Below are 13,541 nucleotides of genomic sequence, written 5' to 3'. Positions count from 1 at the left end.
ACATCGCGACGCGCTTGCGAGAACCGCGACCGATCGCAGGACGTTGCTCTTCCGAACTGGAGAGTCCCCCATGCCCGATCAGGTCGCCAATACCGAAGATCTCGCGAACACCACCTACGACGCCGGCCGTCCCGCTGACGCTGGGGAAACGCGTGATGCGCCAGCCGCCCGGAAGCCGGAGGAAGGCCTGACCGACGCGACCAGTTCCGAGCCGCTGCCGGTGCCGGGAGAGGATGCCGAGGTCGGCCTGGCCCAGAAGGGCACCGGCGAGGCCGCGGTCGTCCGCCGCGAAACCGAGATCTGAAGGACCGTCCGCATGACCGACGACACCACCGACACCCAGGCCCAGCGGATGCCGCAGGGAAAACCGAAGCCGAACGGCGCGGCGATCACGCCCCAGGACACCGTCACCGGGGAGACCAAGCCGGGCGCGGGCCCGATGGACCGGCCGGGAACGGAGGCCGAGGATAAGGCTCGGCGTCCGTAGGCCGCCAGGCGCGGCTGGACCCGACGACGCGAACTCGCAACCTGTCCCGAACGCGGATCGGCGCGAGCCGCTGGGTTCGCCATGCCATAAGGTCCGATCGGCGAAGCGACGCCGCCACGCCGTCCCGTCGAGGCCGCGAGGCCTCCGGCAGCGTGACGGCATCGGCGCTTTCGGTGGGACGGACCCGATCAGCCGGTCTTCTCGACGGCGCTCGGCAGGACGAGCGGCGGCGTCTGCTGGTGCTGGATCACGCGCCAGACCTCGTGCGACACGCGTCGATAGGTCGAGGTGCAGTTCGCCTGATACGCCTCGTCGTCGCGCGCGGCCTCGACGTGGTAGGCGACCACGATGATGCCCTCCTGCGGCCGGGCGATCTGGCCCTTCGAGAACGCGACCTCGGTCCATCGCGGCGTATGAGCGACGGCCTCGATCGCCTGGGTGCCGCTGAGCACGAAGGGCGGGTGCGGCAGCACCATGAGGCACTCCTCGTCGACGAGCTCGCGATAATGGTCGGGACTGCCGTCCCAGAGGCTCTTCTCGAAAGACCAGACCCGGTCGTCGTCCATGGCGTTCACCTCAAGCAGCGGGAAGTCCCTCGGAGAAGTGCGGTCGCACCGCTTCGTTCCGTCGTGCCGCGACCCTGCGAGCGGGTCGACCGCTTGAAGCTCGGGTCGTCCGAAACCGTAAAACGGTATCGCCGACGCGCCCGAACGCGCTTGGCCCGACGTCGCGCAACGATCTTCGCAGAGGGTCATTCCGGCTCGGCGAGGTCCCGCACTGTGCTTCGGAAGCCTTGTCGGACCACGGCCGAACTCTGACGCCGGGCCGGACGCCGCAGTCGCTTTCCGGTCGGCCGAAGCTCCGATGTCTAAATTCGGCACATCATCGACGGCATCGCTCTTGCCGAAACTTGGTGCGTTAACCATTTCTTGTCTCACTCACGGACAAGCGGGGGCCCGCGATCCGGGATCGAAACGATGTCCTCATCAACGACGGAACGGCTCCTCGATGTCGGCGGCCCCTTGAGCCGCCGATCGACGGTCATCGCCAACGTGCGCTGGTTCCGAAAGCTCGCCGCGCGCGCGCTTCGCGACGGCGCGCCGAATGCGGAGGTGCGGGCGGCCAACGCCCGAGCCGCCGCGCGCATCCTGATCCGTCAGGGGAAGCGCGAAGCGCTGGTCGACCGCATGATCCGTGAGACGCAAGGGGCCGACGTTTAGGCCTTCCGCACCGATCCACGCCCTTCGCGAACAGTCCGCCGGCGCGCCGCATCCACGCACCGGCGGCCGACGGTCAGTGCCCGGCCGGCGCCGGCTGACCCGGCTGGAGCCAGGTCTTCAGCGCGTCGAGCCAGCCGGCAGGCAGCACGACCCAGCTCGGCAGGGCGGGCAGGACGTTGGCGGCCGAGCCGTTCCAGCGGCCGGCGAGGGTCTGGCGGCTTTCCGCATCCATCTCGCGGATCTTCATGTCGAGGATCTTCTCCTGGATCGGCAGCGTCTGCATCTGCGCCTGAGCCGACTGGGCGTTCTTCATCGCCACGAAGGTCAGGTCGATCGCCTTCTGGATCTCGGGGTTGTCAAAGGTCAGACCCTCGGCGTAGCCGAGCGTCGTCACCGTGATCCCCATCGGCTCGTAGACGCGCCGGACCTCCTTCTCGACGGCCTCGATGATCGCGGCCTTGCCGTGGATCGCCTCGTCGGTGGTGCGGCGGCCGAACTCCTTGGCCATCGCCGCCTGGACGGTGCGGTGGACGTTCTCGTCGACCACCTCGGCCAGCGACTTGCCCTGGATCACGCTCGCGAAGTTCACCTGCGGGTCGCTCGCGTTGCCGCCGGTGGCACGCGCGCCGAACCAGTAGACGAACTTGCTCGCATCCTCCTCCTTCACGAAGGCCGAGACGACGACGCCGGTGCGCAGGGTCACCGATTCCGCGGTCTCGAAGCGGATGCCCTGGTCCTTGGCCGAGGTGCCGCGATCGGTCGAGCTCACCCATTCGCGCGAGACCGGCGACCGGTCGACGAGCATCAGCCGCGCGGCGGGCACGTAGTAGTCGTAGGCCCAGCCGGGATTGCGGATCAGCGTGTGCGGGATCTGGACCCGCTTCATCGCGACCTTGCGCTCGTTCAGGAACTGCTCGGACATGAAGGCCGCCTGGCCGGACTTCGATTCGCCGACCTCGGGGATGAGGAAGGCGGTCTGGTTCGGCAGGACCTCGACGAATTCCGGGTAGTCGCGGGTGTCGTAGTAGGCCTGCGCCGGCTCGGGCTGCGCCTCGACCAGCAAGCCCGCGACCGCGAGCCCGGCATATCCGGCCCCGCGCCGTCCGACGCACCAGATCGCGGCGATCAGGGCCAGGGACAGGATTGCCGCGAACGGGCCGGCGCCGTTCAGGGCCGTCGCGGCCCAGGCGGTCTCGGCCACCGGCCAGTCGGCATCCTGGAACTGGCGGGCCGCGATGCGCCCGGCCTCCGCGGCGCCGAGCCGGTCGCCCGGCCCTGCACGCAGGACAAAGACATCCGTGCCGACGACGAGCGTCGTCAACGCGATACGAAGCGTGGTGCTCATGGATGGGGGTCTGCAGCGAGACGTGAGATGCCCCAGATGGCCTGGGGCCGTCACCGTGGGCGGAGGGCACGCCGGAGTCTCGCCGGGGCCGCGTCGCGCGGTGCTCGCCGACCGGGATGGCGGCGAACGACGGTGATCATCGCGCCGCGTCGTGTGCGCCGCAACACCAAAGCGACAGGCGGTGCGTGCGGCGCGGACAACGAAGCCATGCGACCCTTGCAGGTCGCCGGCCTCACCGACCGAGGGACGGGCCGCCGGCCGCACCGCCGGTGCCGGGCGGTCCGCTGGTCGGCGTCCCGCCGATGTTCACGCTCGGGGTGGTACCGGGCACGGACGAGTTGCTCGGGTTGGCCTCGTTGCCGCGGGTGATCGGGCTCGGGCCGAGGTCGCGCGCTCCGCCGCCAACACCGCCGGTGCCGGGAGGGGCGGTGACGCCGGTATTGCCGGCGCCGCCCGTGACGATCTGCGCCGAGGCGGGACCGCTTAGGAGAACTCCGAGCGCGGAGGCGAGTGCGATCGTCGAGCGTGTCATCGGGCCGTCCATTTTATGAGAGGTCGCACGGCAACGGACGGAAGCAGGCGCGGTTCATCCGAAACCCGGGGGATTCGGCAGGTCGACCACCGGCCTATCCTCGGCGGCATCGCTGCGAGGTCGCTCAAGTCGCTCTTCGATGGCTGGCACCGCTTCTCGACCGGTCGACGGGGTTGCCCTAGGCTTCGGCGACACGAGGATGTCCGGCATGCGAGGGCACGGGGTGAGGAGCGTGCGTTTCCCGAAGCGATCACGTCCGTCGGCCCCGCCGTCGACGTTCTCTGCGGTGCTCGTGGCGATGGTCGCCCTCGTGCCGGCGGCGTCCGCGGCGCCGCGCGGGGACGGATCTCGGCACGTCGTCGTGAAGTACGGCCTCAGCTTCCTCAATCTCGGCGTCGGCACCGCGGATCTCACGGCCGACCTCACCCCCGAGCGCTACGCGATCGGCCTCACCGGGCGCCTCACCGGTCTCGCCGGCTGGTTCTTCCAGGGCGACGGCACGGCGCGGTCGAGCGGGCGCCTGTCGCCGGCCGGGGCGGTGCCGAGCACCTTTCGGATCGACAGCCGCTACGGCACCGCACCGGTGCGCGTGCTGGTGACGTTCGATGCCGGCACCGTCCGCAAGGCGGAGGTCGAGCCCGAGCCGCAGCCGAAACCCGATCGCGTCCCGGTCACCGCCGCCGACACGACCAACGTCACCGATCCGATCGGCATGCTGGCGGTGCAGGTCGGCCCCGGCCCGCTGGTCCCCGCCATGTGCGATCGGCGCATCCCGGTCTTCGACGGCGCCGCCCGCGCCGACATCGCGCTGTCGCGCGGCACGGTGGTCCAGGTCGCCGCCGGGCCCTACCGCGGGCCCGCGCTCGAGTGCCGGATCCGCTGGATCCCGGTGGCGGGCCACCGCGCCAAGGGCTCGTCAGTGCGCCGGATGTCGGAGAACGACGACATGCGCGTGCGCCTGGCCCCGATCACGGAAGCCGGGCTGCTGCTGCCGCTCTCGATCGCCGTCGGCACCGGCTGGGGCACGGCGCGCATCGAGGCGACGAGCTGGAATGCCGCGCCGGCCAAACCCGCCCACGCGGATCCATGAGGCCGGCTCGGGGCTTTCGGCATCGCGGCCCATGTTCGGACCTGGCGCCCCATGCGTCGGACGAAGGCCGCAGGAGGACGATGCGATGCGACGCCCACCCTTTGCGATCCGATCGCTCGCGGCCCTGGCGATGATCGTCCTCCCGGTCGCGGGCATGCCCCGCGCCCAGGCTCAGACCGTCGCGGCGCCGCCGTCCGGCTCCGCGGCGGCGACGCCCGACAACGCGATCCTGCTCACGGTCTTCCTGAAGCACGACCAGTCGCGGCCGCTGGCCGAGCTGAACGCGCAGCTCACCCGGCAGGGGTTCTACAAGGCCTTCCCGCCGCCCGGCATCGAGGTGGTGTCGTGGAACGTCGTGATGGGCATCGGCCAGGTCATCGTCCTGCGCCTGCCGGCGAACCGGACCCGCGAGATCAACCGCGTGCTGGAGGATACCGCCTGGGGCGCCTACCGGACCGAGTTCTACCCGACCTACGATTACAGGGCCGTCGGCCTCGGCGAGCACGAGAAGGCGCAGTAGGCCGCACCGATGACGACCGGTCAGGCCCGGCTTCGGCTCGGGCCACGGCGTTGAAGGCCGCTCTCGCGAGCGTCGTCGCAGACGTCTTGCGCTCCCCGCGGGCGTCCCGCGCCGATGCCCGCCGGCGGCATCGGCGCGGCGGACACGTCGCGCGGCGGATCGCCCGATGCGGCATCTCGAGCCGATGTTTCAGACCGGACTTGGTCTGGCTCCCTGTCCGTGGCATAATCGGCGCATGAGCGATACATCAACGAACATCCATCCGTACTCCCTGGAGATCATTCCCCCGAAGGCCGACGGCGGCTCGTATCAGTGGGCCATCCGCAAGAATGGCAAGCTGACCCAGCGCTCCGACCGGAGCCTGCCGAGCGAGGCGAAGGCCCGCGAGAGCGGCCTCGGCCAGATCGAGAAGCTGCTGTCGGGCGTCGGCGACCGCTAAGGCCCACGACCCTTCGATTTGCGAGACAGGAACGGCGCGGCCCCCCAGGGTCCGCGCCGTTCCGCTTTCCGGGCGTCGTCGTCGCCGCATCCCCGGGCCGGACGACAGGGTTCGACCGCAGGACGGTTGCCATGTCCGCCCCGGCGCCAATGTAAGGCTCATGCTCGAAACGAACCGCCAAGCCCAGACCATCGTCGCCAAGCCGGACGCGCCGCCGACCCTCGACGCGCTGACGCGCCAGCGCCTCGGGCGCCATCTCCAGGCGCTCTACGAGCCGGTGATCGACGAAGCGCTCGATCCACGCCTGGCCGAATTGATGCGGCAGCTCGACGACGATCGACAGGGCGGTTCCTGACGCCGCGTTCCGAAGCGGGGGGAACGCTGCGCTCCGTCATCGGTACGGAACGTCCGACGCTTGCATGGTGCGTCGCAACGCACTATTGGTGCGTTGCGGGATAGCGATGGCGTCGCAGTCCTGCTGCCCATCTTGGGCGTTTCCTCCCTAGACTTCGGGCCGCTCCTTTCGGGGCGGCCTTTTTTCTGTCCGGGCCGTCGCGTCGACCGGGGACGACACGTCCTGGCAAGCGCGCTGATGCGCGATCCGGCGGACGGCGTTATCCTCGTCCGGCCGAAGCTGCGACCCGAACCTCGGTCCGACGGAGCGGATGCCCGGCCCCACCGCGTGCGAGGGACTCGACGCATGAGCAACGTGATTCGTCCCACCTTCGGCCGCCAGCCGCATCCCGTCGACGCGGAGTCCGACGAGGCGGCCTATCAGCCGCTTCGGGTCTACGGCGAGGCCGCCGGCCACGTCGTCGCCCTGGTCGAGGATCCCGACGCGCCGGCCGGCGCCGTGCTCAAGGTCGTGGTCGGGCCGCTTTCGGGAAACATCGTCGAGGCCGTCGCGGTCCTGCCCCGGACGGAAGCCGGCGAGATCGATGCCGAGCTCGTCGGCATGGCGGTGCTGCGCACCCTCGCGCTGATGGATTAGGGCGTCGGCCCGGGAAAGCCGCCGTTGCCGGTGCGCCGAGACGCGGCAACCGCATCCCCAAAGGCGCGGCGATCGGGTAGCGTGTCGCCCGATCGGAGGACCGCCCGGCAACCTCCCCCATCCCGGCCACGGACGGGTCGAACCCCATGCCAGCCCTCGGCCCGTTGCGCGACCGCCTCGGGGCGGCCCCGGCGCTCCACGATCCGAACACCGCCGCCGCCCGGCTCGGCGACGTCGAAGCCGCATTCCCGGCGGGGTTCCTCACGCCGCCCCTGCGGCCGCTGCTCCTCGGGATCGCCGACCATTCCCCGTTCCTGTGGCGGCTGATCGCGCAGGCGCCGGAGCGCTTCGCCGCCCTGGTCGAGAAGGCCCCGGAAGCGTCCGACGCGGCGATCACGGCGCGCCAGCGCGCCGCCGGGCGCGCGGGCGGCACGAAGCCGGACCTCGTCGCGATCGGGCGAGCGCTCCGGTGGAACCGGGCGGAGCATGCGCTGCTCGTCGCGCTGGCCGATCTCGGCGGGCTCTGGGACCTCCCGACGGTGACGAAGGCCCTGTCGGACTTCGCCGACGCGTCCGTCGGCGCCGCGGCCGACGCGCTCCTGCTCCAGGCGGCCGGGGCGGGGAAGCTGCATCCGCCCGACCCGGGCGACCCGCAGGCGGGTTCGGGACTCGTCGTCCTCGGCCTGGGCAAGCTCGGCGGGGGCGAGCTCAACTATTCCAGCGACATCGACCTGATCGTGTTCTTCGACGCCGCCCGCGCGCCGCTCGCCGACGGCGTCGAGGCGAAGCCCTTCTTCGCCAAGGTCGCGCAGGGCATCGCCAAGCTGTTGGAGGAGCGTACCGCCGAGGGCTACGTCCACCGGGTCGATTACCGGCTGCGGCCCGATCCCGGCTCGACCGCGGTGGCGCTCTCCACCGATTTCGCCTTCGACTACTATCAGTCGCTCGGCCAGAACTGGGAACGGGCCGCCTTCATCAAGGCTCGGCCGATCGCCGGCGATCGCGAGGCCGGCGCGCGCTTCCTGGCCGAGCTGAGGCCGTTCATCTGGCGCAAATACTTCGACTTCGCCGCCATCGCCGACATCCACGCGATGAAGCGCCAGATCCACGTGGTGCGCGGGCACGAGGCCCTCGCCGTCGGCGGCCACGACATCAAGCTCGGCCGCGGCGGCATTCGCGAGATCGAGTTCTTCGTCCAGACGCAGCAGCTGGTCTTCGGCGGGCGGCGCCCGGAGCTGCGCGGCAGCCGGACGGTGCCGATGCTGGGCCGCCTCACCGACGCCGGCTGGATCACCGAAGCCGCACGGGACGAATTGCACGCGGCCTACGCGTTCCTGCGCACAATCGAGCATCGCCTGCAGATGCGTCGCGACGAGCAGACGCAGCGCCTGCCGCTCGAGCCGGACGATCTCACCGCCTTCGCACGCTTCTGCGGCTTCGCCACGCGTGCGGCGTTCGAGGCGGCGCTCCTGCACCATGCCGGCCGTGTCCAGGCCCATTACGTGCTGCTGTTCGAGACCGCGCCGAGCCTCTCGGCCGAGGTCGGCGACCTCGTCTTCAGCGGCAGCGAGGACGATCCCGCGACGCTGGCCACGCTTTCGGCGCTCGGCTTCGCCGAGCCGGCGCGCACGATCGAGACCGTGCGCGGCTGGCATTTCGGCCGGCGCCCTGCGGTGCGCACCGCGCGCGCGCGCGCCGTCCTGACCGAGCTGCTGCCGAGCCTGCTCCAGGCGCTCGGCGGCACGGCGGAGCCGGACGCGGCGCTGAACACCCTCGACCACGCCTTCGGCCGGATGCCGGACGCGGCCGAGCTGCTGACGATCCTGCTCGCGCACGAACGCCTGCGCCTGCTGTTCGCCGACATCCTCGGCACCGCGCCGCGCCTCGCGGCGACCGTCGGGAGCGGCCCGCACGTGCTCGACGCGGTGCTCGATCCCGACTTCGTCCTGCCGACCACCGATGCGGGGGCGATCGCCGCGCAGTACCGGGCGCTGGTCGGCAGCCCGGGGGACCACGAGACCTTCCTCGACCGCAGCCGCGACGCGGCCCGGCAGCTGCGCTTCGTCACCGGAGCGCGGCTGCTCTCGGGCATCCTGTCGGCGGCCCAGGCCGGCGAGGCCTATTCCGGGATCGCCGAAGCCGCGGTCGCCGCCAGCCTCGCGGCGGTCGAGCGCGGGTTCGCGGCGGAATACGGCGCCGTGCCGAAGGGGCGCTGCGCGATCCTCGCCGTCGGCCGCCTCGGCTCGCGCCAGCTCACGGCGGATTCCGACCTCGACCTCATCGTCGTCTACGATTTCGACCCCGAGGACCGCACCACCACGGGCCCGAAGGCGATCGACGCGGTGGTGGCCTACAATCGCCTCGCCCAGCGGCTCTACGCGGCGCTGACCGTCCAGACCCGGCGCGGCGGCCTCTACGCCGTCGACCTGCGCCTGCGGCCGGGCGGCGAGCACAGCCCGACCGCGGTGCAGGTGCGGGGCTTCGTCGCCTATCACCAGGACGAAGCCGAGATCTGGGAGCACATGGTGCTGACCCGGGCGCGCGTGATCGCGGGCGATGCCGGCCTCGGCGGCGAGATCGCGAAGCGCATCCGCGAGACCGTGGCGCGGCCGCGCGACGCGACCGCGGTGTGCGCGGCGGTGCGCGACATGCGCGGGCTGGTCGCCCGCGAGAAGGGCCATCGCGGGCCGCTCGACCTGAAGCTGGCGCCGGGCGCCCTGCTCGATCTCGAGTTCCTGGCCCAGGCCCTCGTGCTCGGCCACGCGCAGGCCGATCCCGATCTGGTCGGCGCCACCGCCGACGCGGTGCTGGAGCGGGCCGGCGCCCGCGGGATCCTGCCCATCGACACCGCAACCCGGCTCGCCGACGCCTATCGGCTGTTCGACACGGTGCATCATTGGCAGCGGCTGGTCGGCGCGGACGGGTCGGCGCCGTCGCGCGGCGCGCTGGCCCGCATGGCCACGGCGATGGGCGTCCCAAGTGCCGAGACCCTGGTCGCGCAGATTCAGGCCGAGCGGCGCGCGACGCGTAAGATCCTTCTCGCTCTTCGACGCCCGAAGCACTGACGTCGCCGCATCGTTCGACGCCGAACGACTTTGCCGAGCTTCAAGGCGGGTATCGTAGGTTGTGGAAATCTGCCACAACCTTGACCGCTCGGCATCACCACTGATGTCGCGCGGTCGGAGACCATCGTGAACGACGCACCGCGCCCCACCGACCTGAGGACCCTCGCCACAGCGGCACCCGGGGCGGGGCAGCGCCGGTTCGCCGGCCTCGCCTGCGCGGCCTTCACCGCGCTGTCCTTCGCGCTGCTCCCCGTCGCAGGCCGCCCGATGGCCCCGATGCCGGGCTTCGTGGCGAGCTATCAGTCCGCGCTCGTCGTCGTCTACGCGGTGACCACCGTGCTGTTCTTCGCGCAGTACGGCCGCACCCGCTCGGTGCCGCTGCTGGTGCTCTCGGCAGGCAGCCTCTACGTGACGCTGATCGTCGCGGTTCAGCTTCTCAGCTTTCCGAACGTGTTCGGTGCCGACCGCATCCTCGGCTCGAGCCCGGCGACGACGACGTGGCTCTGGACCCTGTGGCATCTCGGGCCGCCGCTGTTCGCGCTCCCCTACGCGATCATGGAGGGCGACGGCCGTACGAGGCTGATCGAACCCGACCGATCCGCGCGTGCCGGGATCGCCACGGCGATCGGCGTCGCGGCGGCGGTAGCCGGCCTGAGCTACCTCGTGGTCGCCCATGTCGATCGGCTGCCGACGACGGTCGTCGGCGACGACTACTGGGCGCTGACCACCTCCGGCATCGGGCCGGCGGTCGTCGCGCTCACCCTGGCCTCGCTGGCGATCCTCTGCTGGACGACGCGCCTGCGCAGCCTGCTCCAGCTCTGGCTCGCGGTCTCGCTGTTCCTGCTGCTCCTCGACAACCTCGTGACGCAGACGGGCGCGGCGCGCGGCACCGTCGGTTGGTTCGCCGGGCGGATCGAGGCGCTGATATCGGGCGTCGTCGTCCTGTGTGCCTACCTGCGCAAGGTCGATCTGCTCTACGGCCATGCCGAGCGCATCGCCGAGGCGCGCGAGCGCCAGCGCGCCGACCTCCAGGGCGCACGCGACCACCTCGCCATCGCGCTGGACGCCGCCGACATGGGCGACTGGGAGTTCGACCTCGCCGCCGGCGCCTCCCGCCGGAGCCTGCGCCATGATGCGATCTTCGGATACGACGCCCTGCAGCCGCGCTGGGACGTCGCGACGACCCTCGCCCACGTCGTCCGCGAGGATCGCGACGTCGCGGAGGCGGCCTTCGCCGCCGTCGCCGCCACCGGATCGCTCGACCTGCAATGCCGCATCCTGCGCGCCGGCGACGGCGCGACGCGCTGGATCGAGCTCAAGGGCCGGGCGGCGCGGGACGAGGCCGGCCGGGCGACCGGCCTCGCCGGAATCGTCGTCGACGTCACCGCCCGCCAGGACGCGGACGAACGCCTGTATCAGGCTCAGAAGATGGAGGCGATCGGCCAGCTCACCGGCGGCATCGCGCACGACTTCAACAACCTGCTGACCATCGTCATCGGCAACCTCGACATGATCGTCCGGCGCCCGGGCGACGCGCAGCGGGTGGAGCGCCTCGCCGGCTCGGCGATGACCGCGGCGCGGCGCGGTGCCGAGGTGACCGAGAAGCTGCTGTCCTTCTCGCGCCGGCAGGTGCTGCGGCCCGAGACGGTGAACCCGAACCGTCTGCTGAAGGATTTCCACACCCTGCTGCAGCGCGCCGTCGGCGAGACCATCGCCGTCGAATTCGACCTCGACCCCGCGCTCGATCCGGTGCGGCTTGACCCCGGTCAGTTCGAGAGCGCGATCCTCAACCTCGCGGTCAACGCCCGCGATGCGATGCCGTCCGGCGGCCGCCTTCTGATCCGGACCGAGAACCTGACCGTGACGGGCGAACCGGGTGCCGCGCCGCCGGAACTCGCGCCCGGGCACTACGTCCACGTCGCGGTCAGCGACACCGGCCTGGGCATGGAGGCCGGCACCGCTTCGCGCGCCTTCGAGCCGTTCTTCACCACGAAGGAAGTCGGCAAGGGCACCGGCCTCGGGCTGAGCCAGGTCTACGGGTTCGCGCGCCAGGGCGGCGGGCAGGTCGTGCTGCAAAGCGAGGTCGGCACGGGCACGACCGTGTCGATCTACCTGCCGCATTCGAAGGAGCAGCCCGCATCGGCCCGTCCCGAGGGCCCGATGCCGCTGCGCCGAGCGACCGACGGCGAGGTGATTCTCGTGGTCGAGGACGAGCCGGCGGTGCTCGACATGGCGGTCGAGAGCCTGAGCGAGCTCGGCTACCGCACCCTGACCGCGACCCGTGCCGCCGAAGCGCTCGCCCGCCTGCAGGGGCCGGAGCGGGTCGACATCCTGTTCTCCGATGTGGTGATGCCGGGCGGCATGAACGGGGTACAGCTCTCCGTCGCAGCGCGTCGCCTCCGGCCGGACCTGCGCGTGTTGCTCGCCTCCGGCTACACGGCGTCCGCGTTCGGCGAGGACGGCCTGCCGGCCGACCTGCCCCTGCTCAACAAGCCCTACGGCCGCGAGGATCTGGCCGACAAGCTGCGGGTGGTCATGGGGCGGCGCTGAGGCGCGCCCGGCGGTCGAGGAACCACGCCAGCGCGATCATCGCCGCGAGGCCGCCGAGGTTGACGCCCACCTGCAGCGGCCAGCTCGGCCCGAAGGTGCGGTAGCTGATCCGCCCGATCAGCGCCGCGAGGCAGCCCAGCGCGAACACTTCGAGCGAATGGCGCCCGCACCATTCGAGCGGCCGCAGGCGCGGGCTCGTCGCGAGGCGGTGGAGCACGGGAGAGCCGAACAGGAGGTAGATCAGCGCGAGGATGTGCAGGAGCCGCAGCGGCGAGACCCGGGCCTTGTCCGGCACCGCCATTTCGAACGGCCTCATATCGGGCAGGCCGAAGACGTCCCAGGGGACGGCCTGGAACAGCGAGACGGCGAGATAGGCCCAGCACGCCGCCGTGAGCCAGGCGCGGCGCGGCAGCAGTCCGTCGCCGGCCGCGACCATCACGGCGAGCGCCATCCCGATCGCGAACAGGAACTGCCAGGCGAACGGGTTGAAGTACCAGCCGTCGTCGGCCGCCGCGTTCGGCAGGTTGAGGGCCGGGTCGAGGTTGGCCAGCACCCAGACCAGGCCCGACAGGCTCAGCACCGCCCAGACGCTGCGGCGGATGCCGGCATAGTAGAGCGGAAACGCCGCCAGCAGCACGATGTAGAGCGGCAGGATGTCGAGGTAGTTCGGCAGGGCGTTGAGCAGGAGCCCGCGCCACAGGCCGGACCACAACCCCATCTGCAGCAGCGGCGCGACCCCGAAGCGCGGGACGAGGCCGGTCGCGTCCATCCAGGCGCGCACGATCAGCAGGGTGGCGAGCAGCAGGCCGGCCTGGAACACGTAGATGCGCAGGCACCGCATCGCGATCCGCTTCAGGGTCTCCGGCACGCCCGCCCGCCGGAACAGGCCGCCATAGGCCACCGTCGCCGAGTAGCCCGCAAACAGAACGAACAGCTCCGCGGCATCCGAGAAGCCGAGATTGTGCGGCGTGATCAGCGCCGGCGCGTTGTTCGGGATGTGGTCGATGAAGATGATCAGCAGGGCGAGGCCGCGCAGGACGTCGACGCGCGGGTCGCGCTTACGCGACGCAGGTGCGGGATCGGTCACGCGGGCAGTCGGAGGAGGGCGCAGGGCATCGGCATCTCGGAAGGCGTCGCCGCATGCTCTCGCACGCGGCGGGCCGGTCGAGCCAGCGCGCATCGCGGCGGCGCAGGCGCGATCCGATCACGATCGAACGACGGCCGGCCGGAGCGTCCGCGGGAGACGGCCGCAAAGCGGTCTTCGCGTGAGCCGACCGTGTACGGCCCCTACATCGCCAGGGC

General features: G+C 71.4%; 14 protein-coding genes. 10 read left to right on the top strand and 4 right to left on the bottom strand.

Annotated features, from left to right (window positions below):
- Positions 1–70: 70 nt before the first annotated feature.
- Positions 71–304 (top strand): hypothetical protein, encoded by a 234-nt coding sequence (locus tag MKK70_RS18830; RefSeq protein ID WP_147841013.1) that lies wholly within the window; start codon positions 71–73, stop codon positions 302–304.
- Between the two features lie 12 nt (positions 305–316).
- Positions 317–487, top strand: a complete 171-nt coding sequence (locus MKK70_RS18825) for a hypothetical protein (protein WP_187275350.1) — start codon at positions 317–319, stop codon at positions 485–487.
- A gap of 188 nt (positions 488–675) precedes the next feature.
- Here MKK70_RS18825 and MKK70_RS18820 read toward each other — a convergent pair whose 3' ends face one another.
- Entirely contained in the window at positions 676–1,053 is a 378-nt protein-coding gene (locus MKK70_RS18820) for a DUF4440 domain-containing protein (RefSeq protein ID WP_147841012.1), read from the bottom strand.
- Between the two features lie 411 nt (positions 1,054–1,464).
- Here MKK70_RS18820 and MKK70_RS18815 point away from each other — a divergent pair, with 411 nt between their 5' ends.
- Entirely contained in the window at positions 1,465–1,707 is a 243-nt protein-coding gene (locus MKK70_RS18815; RefSeq protein WP_147726746.1) for a hypothetical protein, read from the top strand.
- 73 nt (positions 1,708–1,780) lie between these two features.
- Here MKK70_RS18815 and MKK70_RS18810 read toward each other — a convergent pair whose 3' ends face one another.
- The gene (locus tag MKK70_RS18810; RefSeq protein ID WP_243949320.1) at positions 1,781–3,052 is read right to left on the bottom strand and encodes a hypothetical protein; all 1,272 of its coding nucleotides are present in this window, start codon (positions 3,050–3,052) and stop codon (positions 1,781–1,783) included.
- Positions 3,053–3,284: 232 nt separating this feature from the next.
- On the bottom strand, positions 3,285–3,584 hold the full coding sequence (locus MKK70_RS18805; protein ID WP_147726742.1) for a hypothetical protein: 300 nt from the start codon (positions 3,582–3,584) through the stop codon (positions 3,285–3,287).
- Between the two features lie 298 nt (positions 3,585–3,882).
- Here MKK70_RS18805 and MKK70_RS18800 point away from each other — a divergent pair, with 298 nt between their 5' ends.
- The 7 genes from MKK70_RS18800 (at position 3,883) to MKK70_RS18770 (ending at position 12,239) form a co-directional block, all read left to right on the top strand.
- Entirely contained in the window at positions 3,883–4,674 is a 792-nt protein-coding gene (locus MKK70_RS18800; protein WP_243949319.1) for a DUF3108 domain-containing protein, read from the top strand.
- 85 nt (positions 4,675–4,759) lie between these two features.
- The gene (locus MKK70_RS18795) at positions 4,760–5,194 is read left to right on the top strand and encodes a hypothetical protein (protein WP_405043349.1); all 435 of its coding nucleotides are present in this window, start codon (positions 4,760–4,762) and stop codon (positions 5,192–5,194) included.
- A gap of 235 nt (positions 5,195–5,429) precedes the next feature.
- The gene (locus MKK70_RS18790; RefSeq protein ID WP_147726737.1) at positions 5,430–5,633 is read left to right on the top strand and encodes a hypothetical protein; all 204 of its coding nucleotides are present in this window, start codon (positions 5,430–5,432) and stop codon (positions 5,631–5,633) included.
- Between the two features lie 160 nt (positions 5,634–5,793).
- Positions 5,794–5,988, top strand: coding sequence for a hypothetical protein (locus MKK70_RS18785; protein ID WP_147726735.1), 195 nt, complete (start codon positions 5,794–5,796; stop codon positions 5,986–5,988).
- A 345-nt stretch (positions 5,989–6,333) separates the two neighbouring features.
- Positions 6,334–6,624, top strand: coding sequence for a hypothetical protein (locus tag MKK70_RS18780; protein ID WP_147726733.1), 291 nt, complete (start codon positions 6,334–6,336; stop codon positions 6,622–6,624).
- A gap of 146 nt (positions 6,625–6,770) precedes the next feature.
- Positions 6,771–9,689 carry a bifunctional [glutamine synthetase] adenylyltransferase/[glutamine synthetase]-adenylyl-L-tyrosine phosphorylase gene (locus tag MKK70_RS18775; protein WP_243949318.1) on the top strand — a complete coding sequence of 973 codons (2,919 nt, stop codon included), beginning with the start codon at positions 6,771–6,773 and terminating at the stop codon, positions 9,687–9,689.
- 126 nt (positions 9,690–9,815) lie between these two features.
- Positions 9,816–12,239: an MASE4 domain-containing protein gene (locus MKK70_RS18770; protein ID WP_243949317.1), complete on the top strand. Its 2,424-nt coding sequence runs from the start codon at positions 9,816–9,818 to the stop codon at positions 12,237–12,239.
- On the opposite strand, the gene MKK70_RS18765 is transcribed toward MKK70_RS18770, so the two are convergent.
- Entirely contained in the window at positions 12,223–13,326 is a 1,104-nt protein-coding gene (locus MKK70_RS18765) for an OpgC family protein (RefSeq protein WP_243937115.1), read from the bottom strand. The two genes, MKK70_RS18770 and MKK70_RS18765, sit on opposite strands and share 17 nt — an antisense overlap.
- Positions 13,327–13,541 lie beyond the last annotated feature (215 nt).

Source organism: Methylobacterium sp. E-041 (assembly GCF_022829665.1).
Taxonomy (GTDB): domain Bacteria; phylum Pseudomonadota; class Alphaproteobacteria; order Rhizobiales; family Beijerinckiaceae; genus Methylobacterium.
The sequence above is the reverse complement of the archived record's forward strand: the minus strand, read 5'-3'. Positions and strand labels throughout refer to the sequence as shown.

Excerpts from the sequence above, each read along its gene's own strand:
- MKK70_RS18800 (WP_243949319.1), top strand. The coding sequence starts at position 3,883 with ATGGTCGCCCTCGTGCCGGCGGCGTCCGCGGCGCCGCGCGGGGACGGA.
- MKK70_RS18820 (WP_147841012.1), bottom strand. The coding sequence starts at position 1,053 with ATGGACGACGACCGGGTCTGGTCTTTCGAGAAGAGCCTCTGGGACGGC.
- MKK70_RS18790 (WP_147726737.1), top strand. The coding sequence starts at position 5,430 with ATGAGCGATACATCAACGAACATCCATCCGTACTCCCTGGAGATCATT.
- MKK70_RS18795 (WP_405043349.1), top strand. The coding sequence starts at position 4,760 with ATGCGACGCCCACCCTTTGCGATCCGATCGCTCGCGGCCCTGGCGATG.
- MKK70_RS18810 (WP_243949320.1), bottom strand. The coding sequence starts at position 3,052 with ATGAGCACCACGCTTCGTATCGCGTTGACGACGCTCGTCGTCGGCACG.
- MKK70_RS18815 (WP_147726746.1), top strand. The coding sequence starts at position 1,465 with ATGTCCTCATCAACGACGGAACGGCTCCTCGATGTCGGCGGCCCCTTG.
- MKK70_RS18780 (WP_147726733.1), top strand. The coding sequence starts at position 6,334 with ATGAGCAACGTGATTCGTCCCACCTTCGGCCGCCAGCCGCATCCCGTC.
- MKK70_RS18805 (WP_147726742.1), bottom strand. The coding sequence starts at position 3,584 with ATGACACGCTCGACGATCGCACTCGCCTCCGCGCTCGGAGTTCTCCTA.
- MKK70_RS18825 (WP_187275350.1), top strand. The coding sequence starts at position 317 with ATGACCGACGACACCACCGACACCCAGGCCCAGCGGATGCCGCAGGGA.
- MKK70_RS18830 (WP_147841013.1), top strand. The coding sequence starts at position 71 with ATGCCCGATCAGGTCGCCAATACCGAAGATCTCGCGAACACCACCTAC.
- MKK70_RS18785 (WP_147726735.1), top strand. The coding sequence starts at position 5,794 with ATGCTCGAAACGAACCGCCAAGCCCAGACCATCGTCGCCAAGCCGGAC.
- MKK70_RS18775 (WP_243949318.1), top strand. The coding sequence starts at position 6,771 with ATGCCAGCCCTCGGCCCGTTGCGCGACCGCCTCGGGGCGGCCCCGGCG.